We start from the raw sequence: 16,433 nt of genomic DNA, 5'->3' as shown, positions 1-16,433 counted from the left end.
GCAACGTTTAAGAGCATATATGTAAAAAAGCTAGTTCGTTTTTACACGAACTAGCTTTTTTACTTAACTGAAAACATATATTTTTTATACGTTTTCCGGACGGACAATATGAGCCCCATCATAATCATATTCGAGAATAAGGAACTTCCTCCATATGATAAGAATGGTAATGCAATACCTTTTACAGGCATTAATCCAACAATCATACCAATATTTTGGAATATTTGAACCGTTAATATACCAATAGATCCGGCACATAATAGTGTACCGAATAAATTATCCGCAGAATAACCGATAATAATTGTTCGATATAGTAGTAATAGGAACAAGAACACCACTAACGCTGCTACTATAAATCCACCTTCTTCGGCAATTGTAGCGAAAATAAAGTCAGTATGCTTCTCTGGGATATAGACGTTTCCTTCGCCAAACCCTTTCCCTTCCATGCCTCCACTACCTACAGCTAAAATCGATTGCTGTGTTTGATACCCTTGATCTGTATGTTCAAACGGATCTAACCAACCTAATATACGCGATTGTTGGTGAGGCTTTAGTAAAGTAACTAAATTATTAAAGAAGAAATCCTCATACCTTACGTAAATAAATATTAACGCAGATAATATGGTGACCGGAATAACTGTACATAATGCTATCAATTTCTTCTGAATACCTGACATAAATAAAATACATGCAATTGCAGCAGCATATAAGAACACCATACCTGTATCTGGCTGGCTATATACAACCGCCATAGGAGGAAGGGATACTAGCATAATTTTACCTACTAGTTTTAAATCTGTTTGGAATGTCCTTGCCATATACTGTGCATTATGTTTCACTGCTATACTTGCTACCACAAGCAGCAATGAAATTTTGAAAAACTCCGACGGCTGGATTTGTCCAAATACCGGGAAAACGAACCATCTTTTTGCACCTAATTTTTCAGGTGTGAAACTGGAAACCGGTAATATTTTCAAAAGAATAAGTGAGCCAAATCCAACGATATAAAGTGGCCAAGACAATTTTTGTAATTGATCTAAGTCGATGCTGGCAACAAGCAATAGCAATACAGCTCCAATTATGTAGTTCAAACCTTGCTTCATAGCAAAATTCGCTTCTCCATATTGCCCGGTTTGCTGACTGCTATATATAGCAGTTATACTTATAACACAAAATGCACACAAAATTAAAATTAATTTTACATCTAAACTTTTTAAAAACTCGGTACTTCTTTTCATGACATCCTCCTGAAACATTGTTACGGCAAAATAAAAAACCAGGAGTCAATACTCTTCATGTTTTGACGACTGATTACACATTATCTATAAAACACTTATATAGAATAACTCTCTTTTTCATACAATACAATATATTATACTACAGTTTCGTCAGTAAGATTTGCCAAAAAATTATTCTTTTTTTATTTTATATGCATATACCATATATCAGCAATGTATTTTCGTAAATTCCTAATACATAATCGTCCATTGTAAGATTACTGGGAAAAGTGTTGTACATATAGTAGGAGCAGAAGAAGAAATAAGATAATAAAAAGCTCGCCTAAGCGAGCTTTTTATTAATATACAGATGTATTATTTTCTGACGTATTTTCTAAAATTTCTTTTACACGTCCTAAGAACTTACCACAAATTAAACCATCAAGTACACGGTGATCAAGTGATAAACATAAGTTAACCATGTCACGAGCACCGAACATACCATTATCCATAATTACTGGTCGTTTTACAATTGATTCAACTTGTAAAATAGCCGCTTGTGGGTAATTAATAATGCCCATAGATTGAACAGAACCAAATGATCCTGTGTTATTAATTGTAAATGTTCCGCCTTGCATTTCGTCTGCTTTTAACGATTTCGTGCGTACTTTTCCTGCAAGTTCTGTAATTTCACGAGCGATACCTTTAATCGTTTTCTCGTCTGCTTGCTTAATTACTGGTACAAATAGTTCATCCTCTGTTGCAACAGCGATAGAAAGATTAATATCTTTCTTCTGAACGATTTTATCGCCAGCCCACATTGAGTTAATTTGAGGATACTCTTTTAACGCTTGTGCTACTGCTTTTACGAAGAAAGCAAAGAATGTTAAGTTAAAGCCTTCACGCTTTTTAAAATCACCCTTAATTGAATTACGGTATGACACAAGGTTTGTCACATCTACTTCAATCATCATCCAAGCGTGAGGCGCCTCGTGCTTACTACGTAGCATGTTCGCTGCAATTGCTTTACGCACACCTGTTACTGGAATTTCGATATCTCCAGGCATTGTTGGTACAGAAACTGGTTTTGCAGCTTCTACTTTTTGTGCTACTGGTGCTGCTTTTGGTGCTTCTGGACGCGCTTCTACTACTGCTTCTACCGCTGCTTCTTTTTTCGCACCTGCTTGCGGGATATTTCCAGATTCCACAAGTTTTAAAATATCTTTACGAGTAATACGACCATTTGACCCTGTACCTTCTACTAGATCTAAATCAACGTTATGCTCGCCTGCAAGTTTTAAAACTGCTGGTGAGAAACGTGGTTTCCCATCAGTTGGTTGTTTTGCTTTTGGAGCTTTCTCAGCAGTAGTTACTTCTGCCTTTGGTTCTTCTTTCGTTTTTTCCTCTACAGCTGTTGCAGCTACTTCATCTGCGCCTTCTACTTGAATAACACAAACAACCTCACCTACAGCTAACGTATCACCTTCACCAGCGATTAACTCTTTCACAATACCAGTGAAAGAAGATGGTACTTCTGCATTTACTTTATCAGTCATTACTTCTGCAAGCGGATCATATTTATTTACGTGATCGCCAACATTAACGAGCCATTTACTAATTGTTCCCTCTGTAACGCTCTCCCCGAGCTGAGGCATTGTAATATTTTCTACAGCCATGTATAGTCCCCCCGATTAAAATTCCGCAAGTTCACGCATTGCTTTTTCAACTTTATCTGGATTTACCATAAAGAATTTTTCCATTGTTGGTGCATATGGCATTGCTGGAACGTCTGGACCTGCAAGACGTGCGATTGGTGCATCTAAATCAAACAGGCAATTTTCAGCGATAATAGCTGCCACTTCACTCATAATACTTCCTTCTTTATTGTCTTCTGTTACAAGAAGAACTTTACCAGTTTTTGAAGCAGCTTCAATGATTGCTTCTTTATCTAATGGATATACAGTACGTAAATCAAGAATGTGTGCAGAGATGCCATCTTGCGCTAACTTCTCAGCTGCTTGAAGAGCAAAGTGAACACATAATCCGTACGTGATAACAGTAATATCATCACCTTCACGTTTTACATCTGCTTTTCCGATTGGTAATACGTAGTCGTCTTCTGGCACTTCACCTTTAATTAAGCGATATGCACGTTTATGTTCGAAGAATAATACTGGATCTTCATCACGAATTGCTGCTTTTAATAAGCCTTTTGCATCATATGGTGTAGAAGGGATAACAATTTTTAAACCTGGTTGGTTTGCAAACATCGCTTCTACAGATTGTGAATGATACAATGCACCGTGAACACCCCCGCCAAATGGCGCACGAATTGTAACTGGACAAGTCCAATCGTTGTTAGAACGATAACGAATTTTTGCTGCCTCAGAAACAATTTGGTTTACTGCTGGCATAATGAAATCAGCAAACTGCATTTCAGCGATTGGGCGCATACCATACATTGCCGCACCAATTGCTACCCCAGCAATTGCAGATTCTGCAAGCGGTGCATCAAGCGCACGATCTTCACCAAATTGATCATACAATCCGTGTGTCGCTTTAAATACGCCACCTTTTTTACCAACATCTTCTCCTAAAACGAATACTTTCTCATCGCGTTCCATTTCTTCGCGCATTGCTAATGTAATAGCATCAATATAAGACATTACAGCCATGAAACGTTCCCCCCTATTCTGCGTATACGTGCTTCAATGCATCTTCAGGTGCTGCATACGGAGCATTTTCTGCATATTCTGTTGCTTCATTTACGATATGCATAATTTCGTCTAACATTTGTTTTTCGAATTCCTCAGTTAACACGCCAGCTTCTTTTAAATAAGCTGCAAATGTTATAATTGAATCTTTTTTCTTCGCTTCTTCTACTTCTTCTTTATCACGATAAACACGATCATCGTCGTCACTAGAATGTGCTGTTAAACGATATGATACTGTTTCAATTAAAGTCGGGCCTTCACCACGACGGCCGCGGTCTGCTGCTTCTTTTACCGCTTTATATACTGCAAGCGGATCGTTTCCGTCTATTGTATATCCAGGCATACCGTAACCAATTGCACGATCTGATACGTTTTTACATGCTAATTGTTTTTCAACCGGAATAGAGATTGCGTATTTATTATTTTCACACATGAAAATAACAGGTAGTTTGTGTACACCAGCAAAGTTTGCGCCTTCATGGAAGTCACCTTGGTTTGAAGAACCTTCTCCAAATGTAACGAACGTTACTAAATCTTTCTTCTCCATTTTTCCAGCTAGTGCAATACCAACTGCATGTGGTACTTGTGTTGTTACTGGAGATGAACCTGTAACAATACGATTTTTCTTTTGACCGAAGTGACCAGGCATTTGACGACCACCAGAGTTTGGATCTCCAGCTTTCGCGAAAGCAGACAACATAAGCTCTTTAGCTGTCATACCAAACGCTAGTACAACACCCATATCACGGTAATATGGTAATGCATAATCTTTCTCTCTATCAAGAGCGAACGCCGCTCCAACTTGCGCAGCCTCTTGTCCTTGACAAGAAATTACGAATGGAATTTTACCTGCACGGTTTAATAACCACATACGTTCGTCAATTTTACGTGCAAGTAACATCGTACGGAACATTTCTAATACTTGCTCATCACTTAAGCCAAGCTCTTCATGGCGCTTTTCTTTTACTTCTGCCATTTTTCATAACCTCCTAAATCCACATTTTTATGCGTGTAACGCTTTTCCATCTACAGCTAGTGCTGCTTCACCAATCGCCTCTGATAATGATGGATGCGGATGAATTGTATGTGCTACTTCCCAAGGTGTTGCATCAAGTACTCTCGCAAGACCTGCTTCAGAAATCATATCTGTTACATGTGGTCCAATCATATGAACACCAAGAATGTCATTTGTTTCTTCATCAACTACAAGTTTTACAAAACCATCAGATTCTCCGTATACAAGTGCTTTTCCGATTGCACGGAATGAGAACTTACCTACTTTTAACTTATAGCCTTTTTCTTTCGCTTCTTGTTCTGTTAAACCGACAGAAGCAACTTCTGGACTGCTATATACGCATTTTGATACCATAGAGTAATCAATTGGTGTAACTTCTTTCCCTGCAATATGTTCTACTGCAACAATTCCTTCATGAGAAGCAACGTGAGCAAGTTGTAAGCCACCGATTACATCTCCAATTGCGTAAATATGAGATTCTTTCGTTTGATAAAACTCATTTGTTTGAATGTATCCTTTTTCCACAACGATATCCGTATTCTCTAAACCAATATTTTGCGTATTGGCTTGTCTTCCTACAGATACAAGCATTTTTTCTGCTTTAAATTCTTTATTCTCACCGTTATGTTCAGCTTGAATTGTTACTCCATTATCTTTTACCAATGTTTCTGGTAATACTTTTGCACCAGTTACCACTTTTATACCTTTTTTCTTGAATAGACGTTGCATTTCTTTTGAAACGTCCTGATCTTCTAGTGGTAATATAGTTTTCGCATACTCTAACACTGTAACTTCTACACCGAAGTCAGCAAGCATAGATGCCCACTCAATACCGATTACACCGCCACCAACGATGATAATCGAACTAGGAAGCGTTTCCATTTTCAGAGCATGATCTGAAGACATTACGTACTCTCCGTCTAATTCTAAACCTGGTAATGAATTCGGACGAGAACCTGTTGCAACAAGTACATTTTTTGGAATTAACATTTCATTCTCTTCTCCACTTGCAAGTTCAACTGAAATTGTCCCTGGCATCGGAGAGAAAATAGATGGGCCAAGAATACGGCCAATACCTTCAAACACATCAATTTTACCTTGTTTCATTAAATGTTGAACGCCTTTATGAAGTTGCGTTACAATCTTCTCTTTACGCTCTTGTACTTTCGCAAAGTTTAGTTCTACATTACTTGCAATAACTCCGAACTCTTCACTTTTTTTAGCAGTCGCGTATACTTCCGCACTACGTAAAAGAGCTTTACTAGGAATACATCCTTTGTGTAAACAAGTACCACCAAGATTTTCTTTTTCAACAAGTGCAGTTTTTAAACCTAGTTGTGATGCTCGAATAGCAGCAACATATCCACCAGTACCGCCGCCAACGATGACTAAATCATATTCTCTTGCCATTATCTCAACCCCTAGCTACTGTTTGTTTTTCTCTTACAACATACTCTTTCGCCGCTTCTTCTTCACGTAATACACGAAGTGCTCCTTCTGCTAGCGCTTCTAACTCATCTTCCCCTGGATGTACGATAACATCTGCAATCCAGTCCACTCGTTCTTTTATTTCATCAACAAGAATTTTACTGTACGCAAGTCCACCAGTTAATACGATTGCATCGATTTTCCCGTGAAGTACAGCACTAGCTCCGCCAATCTCTTTTGCAACTTGATATGCCATTGCTTTATAAATAAGCGTTGCTTCCGGATCACCTTTTTCAACCATTTGTTCTACTTTAATTGCATCATTTGTACCGATAAGACTTACAAGTCCACCTTGTCCGACAAGTTTTTTAACCATTTCGTCTCGGTAATACTCACCAGAGAAACACATTTCAACTAGTTGTCCTACTGGTACTGTACCAGCACGTTCTGGACTAAATGGTCCTTCTCCGTTTAAGCCATTATTAACATCAATAACTTTTCCTTTTTTATGAGCACCAACTGTAATACCGCCGCCCATATGTGTAACTAATAAATTTAAATCCTCGTATTTATGATTTAATTGATCAGCTACTTTACGAGCAACTGCTTTTTGATTTAATGCATGGAAAATACTTTTTCGTTCCATACCAGCAATGCCACTTATACGAGCAATTGGCTCCATCTCATCTACAACGACAGGATCCACAATGAATGCAGGAATATTTAATCCAGAAGCAATTTCATAGGCTAAAATGCCTCCGAGGTTTGAAGCGTGATGACCACTAAACCCATTTTTTAAATCTTCTAACATCGCAGCGTTTACTGTATACGTACCGCCTTCGATTGGACGAAGTAATCCACCACGTCCACAAACAGCATTTAATTTTGAAATGTTAATACCGTGAGAATGTAGAACTTCTAAAATCGTTTCTTTACGAAATTCATATTGGTCGATAATTCGCTTATATTTTCCAATCTGTTCTACGTCATGACGAATCGTTTCTTCTAGAACAGGTCTTTCATTATCAAAAACACCAATTTTTGTAGATGTACTACCCGGATTAATAACAAGAATTCGATTTACAGACAATGTTGCTACCTCCACTAATAAATTTAAAAGGAGGTGGAAACCTCATAAGAGGTAACCACACCTTTTGTAAAAGTTATATATGAATGATTAGCGACGGCTAATAATGTCGTGACCGTTGCGTAAGTATGTGCTACGAGTGTTTTTCAAGCTTGCAATACGTTCTTCAGCTAAACGATCTGCTGCTACATAAGTTGCAATGCCATCACGTTTTGAAATTTCGATTACTTTTGCAATTGTGTCATAAATTGACTCAACGCGTTTTAATGCACGTTCTCTATTATATCCATATAACTCGTCTGCTACGTTAATTACGCCACCTGCATTAATAACATAGTCTGGCGCGTATACAATACCCATTTCATGAATGATGTCGCCGTGACGATCTTCTTTTAATTGGTTATTTGCAGAACCTGCGATTACTTTTGCTTTAAGTTGTGGAATAGTTTCATCATTAACTGTTGCGCCTAATGCACATGGTGCGTAAATATCACATTCAACAGCGTAAATTTCATTTGGTTCAACAGCTGTCGCGCCAAATTCTTCTACCGCACGTTGTACAGCTTCTTTATTAATATCTGTAACGATTAATTTTGCTCCTTCAGCGTGTAAATGTTTGCATAGGTGATATGCTACGTTACCAACACCTTGAACAGCAATTACTTTTCCTTCTAAATTATCAGTACCGAAAGCTTCTTTTGCAGCTGCTTTCATACCACGGTAAACGCCGTATGCAGTTACTGGAGATGGGTTACCAGAAGAACCGAATGATGGTGAAATCCCTGTTACAAAGTCAGTTTCTTCGTGGATAATATCCATATCATCTACAGTTGTACCAACATCTTCAGCTGTAATGTAACGTCCGTTTAATCCTTGAATGTAACGTCCTAACGCACGGAACATTGCTTCGCTCTTATCTTTACGCGGATCACCGATAATTACTGTTTTTGCACCACCTAAGTTTAAACCAGCTGCTGCGTTTTTGTATGTCATCCCTTTTGCAAGACGCAATGCATCTTCAATCGCCGCTTCTTCAGAATCATATGTCCACATTCTTGTTCCACCAAGAGCTGGCCCAAGTGTTGTATCATGAATTGCAATAATTGCTTTTAAACCAGATTCTTTATCCTGACAAAATACTACTTGCTCATAATCATATTTTTCTAAGTACTCGAAGATTTCTAATGTCATTGTCGTTTCCCCCTAATGTTTTACCCTTTTGGTTTATTTTGAAGCAGTCGCAACTGCCAATGCTAATGAATATACTTTTGTTTCTGCTGAATCAGCACGAGATGTTAAAACAATCGGTGCTTTTGCGCCAGCAATCATTGCTCCTACTTTTGCATCTGCAAAGTAAACGAGTGATTTATATAGCACATTTCCAGCTTCAATCGTTGGGACGAGTAAAATGTCTGCCTTACCTGCTACATCACTTACTATGCCTTTATGCTCTGCTGCGATTTGTGATACTGCATTATCTAAAGCGAGTGGTCCATCAACGATACAATCTTTGACTTGTCCGCGGCGATTCATTTGTGTTAACATCGCTGCATCAATTGTCGCCTGCATCGCTGGATTCACAACTTCTACTGCTGCGATTGGCGCCACTTTTGGCAACTCAATTCCTATTGCCCGGGCAACTTCTACAGTATTTTGTATAATAGCAGCTTTTTGTGTTACGTCAGGTGCGATGTTCATCGCTGCATCTGTAACGAAAATAAGACGGTTATAATTCGGAACTTCAAACGCTGCTACATGTGAAAGTACGCTACCTTTACGTAGTCCCCACTCTTTATTTAGCACAGCCTTCAAAATGTTCGCTGTTGGGATGTTACCCTTCATAAGCACATCTGCCTCACCGTTTCTCACAGCTTTAACAGAAAGTTCTGCAGCCTCAGCACTTGATGCTGCTGCAATCACTTCAATATGTTCTGAAGATTGCAAACCATGTTCTTGTAGCATCCCCATTATTTTTTCTTGATTTCCATATAGACGAAATTGAGCTAGCTGTAACTTAATTGCTTTGGCTACAGCTTCAATTACTTCATGATCTTCAGCTACTGCTACAGCCACAGTTTTTTTTGGCTGTCCTGCCGCTTGATCAATTAAGTGTTCTAACTTCATATTCTGTAATCAACCCTTTCCGTCGTCCCTCGTCTATTTATTAAGCAAATACCGTGCCAACTTTTAAAAGTGGTCTTACCAATAATGAAAACGCATTCAAAACGCAGTGAAATCAACGTTTTAGAAAATAACGAAAGATTCTGTCTTATTTTGTCACTTTTTATATACCATGCAATAAATTGCATGGTACGCAATTTATTGCATGCTATTTTTTGCACAGTCGTACTTTTCTAACTTGTAATATAAATTCCGAACTGAAATTCCTAATGCTTTCGCGGTTTTTGTTTTATTCCCATCAAACTTCTCTAAATATTCATGAATAATATTCCCTTCAAACTCTGTCACTAAATGTTCAAGTGGCTTTTCTTCTAATTCAGGTAATAGATTATTTTGTTTTAACTCTGTTTGCTCTTCTTTATGTAAGGGCGGTAAATGATGCACATCAATATCTATCTCGTTATAATTCATAAAGATAATAGCTCGCCCTAAAATATTTTCAAGTTCTCTCACATTTCCGGGCCATTCATATGATTGTAAATATGAAATAGCTGAATCAGTGAGCCCCTCTACATTCCGGCCATAATCTTGATTAATTTTTTGTATCAGTCTTTCTGCAATTGCCGGTATATCTCCTTTTCGCTGACGAAGAGATGGAATTTGAATCGGGATTTTATTTAAACGATAATAAAGGTCCTCTCTAAATTCTCCTTCTAAAATAGCCTTTTCTAAATTCACATGTGTTGCTGCAATTACCCGGACATTAATAGGTATCGCTTTCGTCCCACCAACTTTTACAATTTCTTTTTCTTGCAACACTCGGAGGAGTTTCGCTTGTGTATTAGCAGATAACTCTCCTATTTCATCTAAAAAAATACTACCGTTATTTGCTTCCTCAAAGAACCCTCGTTTCCCGCCTCTTTTTGCTCCAGAAAACGCACCTTCTTCATAACCGAATAATTCACTTTCTAACAACGTTTCAGAAATAGCCGCACAGTTCACACGGACAAACTTATTATATTTTCGATTACTCCCATTATGGATCGCATGTGCAAACAACTCTTTCCCCGTCCCGGATTCCCCCCGTAGTAATACTGTTGCTGGTGTATTTGCTCCAAGTTTCGCCTGTTCAATAGCTGCCGTTGTTTCATCTGAATTTCCGACAATATCATCAAATGAATATTTCGCTTCTAATGTTCGAATAATTTGCCGCGCTCTATTCAATTCATTTGTTAACTTTTGAATTTCTGATACGTCACGAATAACACCAACGCTTCCTTTTAATATCCCATCAACAATAACTGGCGCTACGTTTACAATTACATCACGCTTCTTTTGCCCAATCTTCATATGGATTCCACGTACCGCTCTACGCGTTCGAAGTACTTTCATATGCATACTTTCACCTTCTACAATATCCGTTGTAGCTGGTTTACCGATAATATCCTCTTCTGTTAACCCTGTTAATTTCGTATAAGCAGGGTTAATGACTAACCCTCTTCCCTTTTCATCTACGACTGAAATTGCTTCTTCTGATGAATTGATAATCGCCTCAAGCAACGTTTGAATTTCTTTTAAATCAGTGACTTCTTCCGCTAGATCTACAACTTCTGTAATATCTTTAAAAATCGCAAACGCTCCCTGTACCTCTCCTCCCTCTTTTAATATTGGAATACGCGTTGTTATAATCTTTTTTTCATTCTCTAGCGTCAGTTCATGATTCACTTCTATTTGCTTCGTACGTATAATGCGAAGCAACTTACTTGTCGGAATCACTTCTAAAATATATTTCCCTATCGCCTCTTCTTTTTTATATCCGATAACACGCTCTGCACTTTTATTAAAGAGGAGCACCTTTCCCTCTCGGTCTATTACAATCATACCGTCATGAGTAGAATTTAAAATTAATTCCCCTTGTTGCGTTTGCTCCTCTAACTTTCCAATTAACCCTTCCTTCTCATGTGCTAATCTCGTAACAATTTTCGCAATATCACCTGGTATTAGAAGCGTATCTTTATGCTTTTTCTCCAGCAAAACTTTATGTACATCATCGTCACCTGTCATATCAAACATTACATCGATATGCATAGAAAGAAACGGAGTCACACTGTCACCAATTGGAATCCCATACCCTTTAGCAAGTTGTAACCCTTTCGCTATTGGATTAATATCAATCATCCCTATAATTTGAAATATATTCGAACTTTGTAACAGACTCAGCAGTGTACTTCCACCTTCACCTGCACCAACAATTAACACCTTTTGTTTCATATCGTACACTTCCTCTCGAAGTATCTCTGCAATTTTTTTCACACCCTTATCTTACTCGTTCAGCAACCTCTTGACAAACCCCCTTTTCATATAACATCATTAAAATATACGAAATAATCTGAAAAGGAGCGGTATGTATGCAGCGTTACCTCGCTCTACTATTAGCACTCATCCCTATTTCATTAGCTGTGCTCGGCATTAAGTTAATGAGAGATACTGTATTCGGGATCCTGTTTCCTCCAATCTCTATACTATGGTTACAATTTCTCATCGGCGCTCTCTGCTTCGCGCTCGGGTTTTACATTTTTGGTGGCTTCGTCTTACACCGAGATCGTAAACGAAATAAAGTACAAGCTCGCTTTAGAAGATAAAGCGAAACTTTAATCAGAGGGGGGGTGTCCATCCCCTCTGATTATTTACCTTCACCAATGGGGCTTTTACTGGCAGTTAATCTCCCACCTAACTTCCCCGTATGTACCGAATTTTGAGGTAGGAGCCTTACTGCTAAGTGAAACTTTAATCCACAGAGTTTTGTCCATTTCCAACAAACATTTAGCCCACAGCAAACAGCAGGATAAATAAAAAATGAGACCATCATATTAGGTCTCATTCTTTTATCGGCAATAAAGTTCTTGCTGTTTCAGGATAATCAGTAATAATCGCCGATATATTCATATCAAAATATTTACGCATAAGTGTTTCTTCATTTATTGTATAGGGGCGAACCTCTACACCACTTTCCATCGTTAGTTCGGCAATAGAATCTTGAAGATAACGATAATTAGGATGTACTGCTGTTGCACCCATTTTTTTCGCATATGCCCACGGGCTATGTAGCCCTTCGCGATATAAAATTGCTGTTTGAATATCAGGAGCCATCATATGGCATCGCTTCATACTATAATGATTAAAAGAAGAAAAAATAATTCTATCCTCTAAATTAAACTTACGTACAAGTGTTATAACCTCTTCTTCTAAACCTCTGTACGGAATTTTATTATTCTTAAGTTCAATATTAAGTAACAATTGCGTTTTTTCGAGCCATTCTAATACCTCTTCTAAAAGAGGTATTTTGCAAAAACCTACTTTGTCACCGAATTTATAACTCGCATCTAACTTACATAAATCCTCATATACATAATTTCGAACCGCACCTTTTCCATTTGTTGTCCGGTTCACCGTTTCATCATGAATGACGACAATCTTTCCATCTTTCGTTAATTGAACATCAAGTTCAATTCCATCTGCTCTAAAAGACTCAGCCGCTTCAAATGAAATCATTGTATTTTCTGGGTATGTTCCCGCTGCACCACGATGTGCAAATATAAGAGTCATCCTCACTCCCCCAATCTTATGCTATACTATACGAAAAAGGAGGTACTTCTATGAGACCATTACAAATTTCTCCAGATACTGCAGTCCGTCTATCAAAAGCGTTAGGTGTTCCACTCGAACAGCTCATGCATATGCCACAACACATTCTAATTCAAAAATTAGTTGAATTAGAAAAACAAAATACAGATAAAGAATAATATGGTCCTGTTTTGCAGGGCTTTTTATTATAATCATTATATCATGGATGACTTCCCCACTATACTCCTTTAACTGACATGCTTCGTCTTTCCTTCAATCATTCATAATCAACTATAGATTAAAACCCCTCTTTTAATAAAAGAGGGGTTTCTTACCATTCATTTCAGCTACTCAAATTATACATTTTTCTTTTCTTTGTTAAAAATCGTAAACAATTTATACAATCCTAAAGAAGCTGGAATATTCATAAATGCAAATGCCTCATAAGTGTAATGAGGTGCCGTTTCCCATAGTAGCAAGAAAGTAAGTACTCCTAATGTACTAACCATTGAGATTCGTATAACTTCTGACTCCGCTTCATCTTTCTGTTTATAAAGAATAACAGCCGCTACAAAAGCTAAATAAACAAATAACTTGAAAATATACGAATACATGTTAACGATTTTATATTTCGTTTCTTTATAGTTCGATACGAAATTTGTGACCGTTTCATCCTTCTGCTGGAACCATTCCCCAACACGATACATTGAAAATTGACTCGATACCCATTCTCTAGTTATTTTTTCATTTAGATGTTTCACATAACCTACTACACCAAATTCATTTAAGCGCTGCGCTATAATTTTTTTATTATGTTCATCCATTTCTTTTGTACTTGAGAAATCATCGATATAATATACATCAGACTGATTCCAAACCCCATATGTTTCTTTATTCATCCCCATCTTAATCCAATGTGAATAAGGGATTTTTTCAACTTCATTATCAGTATTAAGATTTAGTTTTGTCGTTATACCTTTAAAACTTACAATAAGAAGTGCACAAAAAACAACACTACTTAAAACTTTCATAGAGTATCCTTTACGGTACTTAAAGATATTTTCAATTAAGATCGCTAACGCAACTGCCAACGCTGTCGGTCTAACAATATAAGTACAAGCCGCAAAAAAACCTAGTAAAATCCACATAATAATTTTTTTTCTTTTTGTATCCGCTGATTTTAAACACAAATATGTATACAATGTTGCTGAAATAAAAAATATTACTAATGTATGTGTATAAAAAACTGGAGCCTGCCAATATATAAAAATGTTCAACACAGATAACACAATCGAAATATGCGCAACCTTAAAATTCGTAATTTTCTTTACGATCAATACATTCAAGACGATACTACCAGTAATGAATACAATCGGTAGTACTTTCATTGATAAATCTACACTTCCTAACAATTTCGCAAAATATCCCCCTAATAATACAATGTGCGTATTATATGGATAATATCGAAGTTGACCCATCTCTAAAAATTTATTATCCCCTTTAAATACGGAATCAATCCCACCTTTAAGGACAGCATAATCTCCTTCAATAGGAGTAATTGCTATAGAAGTAATAATGATTTCTACTATTAATATACTCATTATACCTAAGAAAACCATTAAATTTGTATACGATTGGTTCATTTTATTAATGACCCATTTATAATACATGAAAAACACCGCGAACAAAATAAGTGTTGCTACAATAACAAAACATACTTTCGTCATTGTATAATACTCGGTTGGATAAGGAAACTCTCCTTCCATCCAAATTGTTTTCGGAATAAAAAATTTGATTATTATCATTGAAAACACTGGTAAAAATACTGCCATACCAATTATAATGTACAATCTTTCTATCATATTCTTTATAGACATTCTCACAATCTCCTATTTCTCTGGTATTTCCTAAACCATGATACGGTATCAATATTACAATGTCAATTCTTTCCGTATTCGCTGAATAAAGATTATTTTATATTTATACCACTAGACTGGTCATCTGCAATTTTTATAATCCTATACCAACAGTATGCCCTGCGATACCTAGTGTGCATTCAATTCAAGTTTGAATGCACACTATATATTACCTTCCAAATAAATTGTATTTAAATATTTTACGGTCATATTATTATGAAATTCCTCTTCATATTTATCCTAATAACAAAATAAAAGACCAACGAGTTTTTAAACTCATTAATCTTTTATAAAAAATTTATTTTGAATACATTAGTAGTTTAACTACTCTCAGCTAGCCTTATGTTCCAGTCTCAGCTTATCCGCAACCATTGCGATAAACTCGGAATTCGTAGGTTTTGCTTTTGACATGGATACTGTATAACCAAATAAGGACGAAATAGAATCAATATTCCCACGGCTCCAAGCTACTTCAATTGCGTGACGGATTGCACGCTCGACACGGCTCGCTGTTGTATTATATTTCTTTGCAATATCTGGATACAATACTTTCGTAATAGATCCTAACAATTCGATATCATTATACACCATAGAGATTGCTTCTCGTAAATACATATATCCTTTAATATGAGCAGGTACACCAATTTCGTGAATAATACTCGTAATACTCGCATCTAAGTTTTTCGGTTTTCCATCCACTGTTGTTGCTGATCGGAAAGACGGCAGTGGACGTTTAATAGTAGCGTTCGCCTTACCACTCACTTGACGAATGTGGCTCGTTAAATTCTCCATATCAAATGGTTTTAATATGAAATATGAAGCGCCTAAGTCAACTGCCTTTGTCGTCACATCTTCTTGTCCAAATGCTGTTAACATAATTACACTAGGCTGTCTTAACCTTTCAATATGTCGCATTTTCTCTAACACGGCTAAACCATCTAAATGTGGCATAATAATGTCTAAAACGAGTACATCCGGTTGCTTATCTTGTAATAAATTCAAACACTCTTGACCATTATAAGCAGTTCCGATTACTTCCATATCATCTTGAGCAGCAACATAACTCTCTAGCATTGATACTAACTCTTTATTATCATCCACAAGACATACTTTAATTTTCTCCACAGCTTTTCCTCCCTTACCGAATCGATTCTCCGACATGTGTATCCTTCTAGGCTACATGAATTGTTCGACAATTGTGTGAAAATTCCCTTTTAAAGTTTGTTACTTTCCGATAAAATCACAAAAAAATATGTTTATCGTGCATTTATTTCCTTTCGCAACACATTCCATCATAGAATTACAACGAAA

Annotated in this window: 14 protein-coding genes; 2 read left to right on the top strand and 12 right to left on the bottom strand. The window is 37.0% G+C overall.

Annotated elements, in window-relative coordinates; genetic code table 11:
• Positions 1-59: 59 nt before the first annotated feature.
• The 9 genes from COI75_RS11650 to COI75_RS11600 all read right to left on the bottom strand — a co-directional run bounded on the left by COI75_RS11650 (position 60) and on the right by COI75_RS11600 (position 11,853).
• Entirely contained in the window at positions 60-1,238 is a 1,179-nt protein-coding gene (locus COI75_RS11650) for an FtsW/RodA/SpoVE family cell cycle protein (RefSeq protein ID WP_000831175.1), read from the bottom strand.
• A gap of 338 nt (positions 1,239-1,576) precedes the next feature.
• A complete protein-coding gene (locus COI75_RS11640) occupies positions 1,577-2,893 on the bottom strand; it encodes a dihydrolipoamide acetyltransferase family protein (protein ID WP_000257665.1) in 1,317 nt (438 codons plus the stop codon).
• A gap of 15 nt (positions 2,894-2,908) precedes the next feature.
• Positions 2,909-3,892, bottom strand: a complete 984-nt coding sequence (gene bfmBAB / locus COI75_RS11635; protein ID WP_000290071.1) for a 3-methyl-2-oxobutanoate dehydrogenase subunit beta — start codon at positions 3,890-3,892, stop codon at positions 2,909-2,911.
• 13 nt (positions 3,893-3,905) lie between these two features.
• Positions 3,906-4,907 carry a 3-methyl-2-oxobutanoate dehydrogenase subunit alpha gene (gene bfmBAA, locus COI75_RS11630; RefSeq protein ID WP_000852549.1) on the bottom strand — a complete coding sequence of 334 codons (1,002 nt, stop codon included), beginning with the start codon at positions 4,905-4,907 and terminating at the stop codon, positions 3,906-3,908.
• 27 nt (positions 4,908-4,934) lie between these two features.
• Complete coding sequence (gene lpdA, locus COI75_RS11625) at positions 4,935-6,356, bottom strand: dihydrolipoyl dehydrogenase (RefSeq protein ID WP_000090438.1); 1,422 nt, start codon at positions 6,354-6,356, stop codon at positions 4,935-4,937.
• Between the two features lie 4 nt (positions 6,357-6,360).
• Positions 6,361-7,464: a butyrate kinase gene (buk, locus tag COI75_RS11620; RefSeq protein ID WP_000115777.1), complete on the bottom strand. Its 1,104-nt coding sequence runs from the start codon at positions 7,462-7,464 to the stop codon at positions 6,361-6,363.
• Between the two features lie 87 nt (positions 7,465-7,551).
• Positions 7,552-8,652, bottom strand: coding sequence for a leucine dehydrogenase (locus COI75_RS11615; protein WP_000171361.1), 1,101 nt, complete (start codon positions 8,650-8,652; stop codon positions 7,552-7,554).
• A gap of 33 nt (positions 8,653-8,685) precedes the next feature.
• Positions 8,686-9,585, bottom strand: a complete 900-nt coding sequence (gene yqiS / locus COI75_RS11610) for a phosphate butyryltransferase (RefSeq protein WP_000763060.1) — start codon at positions 9,583-9,585, stop codon at positions 8,686-8,688.
• A 195-nt stretch (positions 9,586-9,780) separates the two neighbouring features.
• Positions 9,781-11,853, bottom strand: a complete 2,073-nt coding sequence (locus COI75_RS11600; protein WP_000811014.1) for a sigma-54 interaction domain-containing protein — start codon at positions 11,851-11,853, stop codon at positions 9,781-9,783.
• A 137-nt stretch (positions 11,854-11,990) separates the two neighbouring features.
• Between COI75_RS11600 and COI75_RS11595 the strand changes: the two genes are divergently transcribed.
• Complete coding sequence (locus COI75_RS11595) at positions 11,991-12,224, top strand: DUF2627 domain-containing protein (RefSeq protein ID WP_001190190.1); 234 nt, start codon at positions 11,991-11,993, stop codon at positions 12,222-12,224.
• Positions 12,225-12,459: 235 nt separating this feature from the next.
• On the opposite strand, the gene COI75_RS11585 is transcribed toward COI75_RS11595, so the two are convergent.
• A complete protein-coding gene (locus COI75_RS11585; protein WP_000172568.1) occupies positions 12,460-13,188 on the bottom strand; it encodes a glycerophosphodiester phosphodiesterase in 729 nt (242 codons plus the stop codon).
• A gap of 50 nt (positions 13,189-13,238) precedes the next feature.
• Here COI75_RS11585 and COI75_RS11580 point away from each other — a divergent pair, with 50 nt between their 5' ends.
• Positions 13,239-13,385 carry a YycC family protein gene (locus COI75_RS11580; protein WP_001247672.1) on the top strand — a complete coding sequence of 49 codons (147 nt, stop codon included), beginning with the start codon at positions 13,239-13,241 and terminating at the stop codon, positions 13,383-13,385.
• Positions 13,386-13,562: 177 nt separating this feature from the next.
• Here COI75_RS11580 and COI75_RS11575 read toward each other — a convergent pair whose 3' ends face one another.
• Both COI75_RS11575 and spo0A read right to left on the bottom strand, forming a co-directional pair.
• Entirely contained in the window at positions 13,563-15,083 is a 1,521-nt protein-coding gene (locus COI75_RS11575; RefSeq protein WP_000023649.1) for a glycosyltransferase family 39 protein, read from the bottom strand.
• A 369-nt stretch (positions 15,084-15,452) separates the two neighbouring features.
• Positions 15,453-16,247, bottom strand: coding sequence for a sporulation transcription factor Spo0A (gene spo0A / locus COI75_RS11570; protein WP_033657128.1), 795 nt, complete (start codon positions 16,245-16,247; stop codon positions 15,453-15,455).
• Between the last annotated feature and the right edge of the window lie 186 nt (positions 16,248-16,433).

It is taken from the genome of Bacillus cereus (genome assembly GCF_002564555.1).
Lineage (GTDB): Bacteria > Bacillota > Bacilli > Bacillales > Bacillaceae_G > Bacillus_A > Bacillus_A cereus_K.
The sequence above is the reverse complement of the archived record's forward strand: the minus strand, read 5'-3'. Positions and strand labels throughout refer to the sequence as shown.

Coding starts and splice junctions, on each gene's coding strand:
- COI75_RS11575 (WP_000023649.1), bottom strand. CDS start 15,083: ATGTCTATAAAGAATATGATAGAAAGATTGTACATTATAATTGGTATG.
- COI75_RS11585 (WP_000172568.1), bottom strand. CDS start 13,188: ATGACTCTTATATTTGCACATCGTGGTGCAGCGGGAACATACCCAGAA.
- COI75_RS11580 (WP_001247672.1), top strand. CDS start 13,239: ATGAGACCATTACAAATTTCTCCAGATACTGCAGTCCGTCTATCAAAA.
- lpdA (WP_000090438.1), bottom strand. CDS start 6,356: ATGGCAAGAGAATATGATTTAGTCATCGTTGGCGGCGGTACTGGTGGA.
- COI75_RS11595 (WP_001190190.1), top strand. CDS start 11,991: ATGCAGCGTTACCTCGCTCTACTATTAGCACTCATCCCTATTTCATTA.
- bfmBAA (WP_000852549.1), bottom strand. CDS start 4,907: ATGGCAGAAGTAAAAGAAAAGCGCCATGAAGAGCTTGGCTTAAGTGAT.
- bfmBAB (WP_000290071.1), bottom strand. CDS start 3,892: ATGGCTGTAATGTCTTATATTGATGCTATTACATTAGCAATGCGCGAA.
- yqiS (WP_000763060.1), bottom strand. CDS start 9,585: ATGAAGTTAGAACACTTAATTGATCAAGCGGCAGGACAGCCAAAAAAA.
- COI75_RS11600 (WP_000811014.1), bottom strand. CDS start 11,853: ATGAAACAAAAGGTGTTAATTGTTGGTGCAGGTGAAGGTGGAAGTACA.
- COI75_RS11640 (WP_000257665.1), bottom strand. CDS start 2,893: ATGGCTGTAGAAAATATTACAATGCCTCAGCTCGGGGAGAGCGTTACA.
- COI75_RS11650 (WP_000831175.1), bottom strand. CDS start 1,238: ATGAAAAGAAGTACCGAGTTTTTAAAAAGTTTAGATGTAAAATTAATT.
- COI75_RS11615 (WP_000171361.1), bottom strand. CDS start 8,652: ATGACATTAGAAATCTTCGAGTACTTAGAAAAATATGATTATGAGCAA.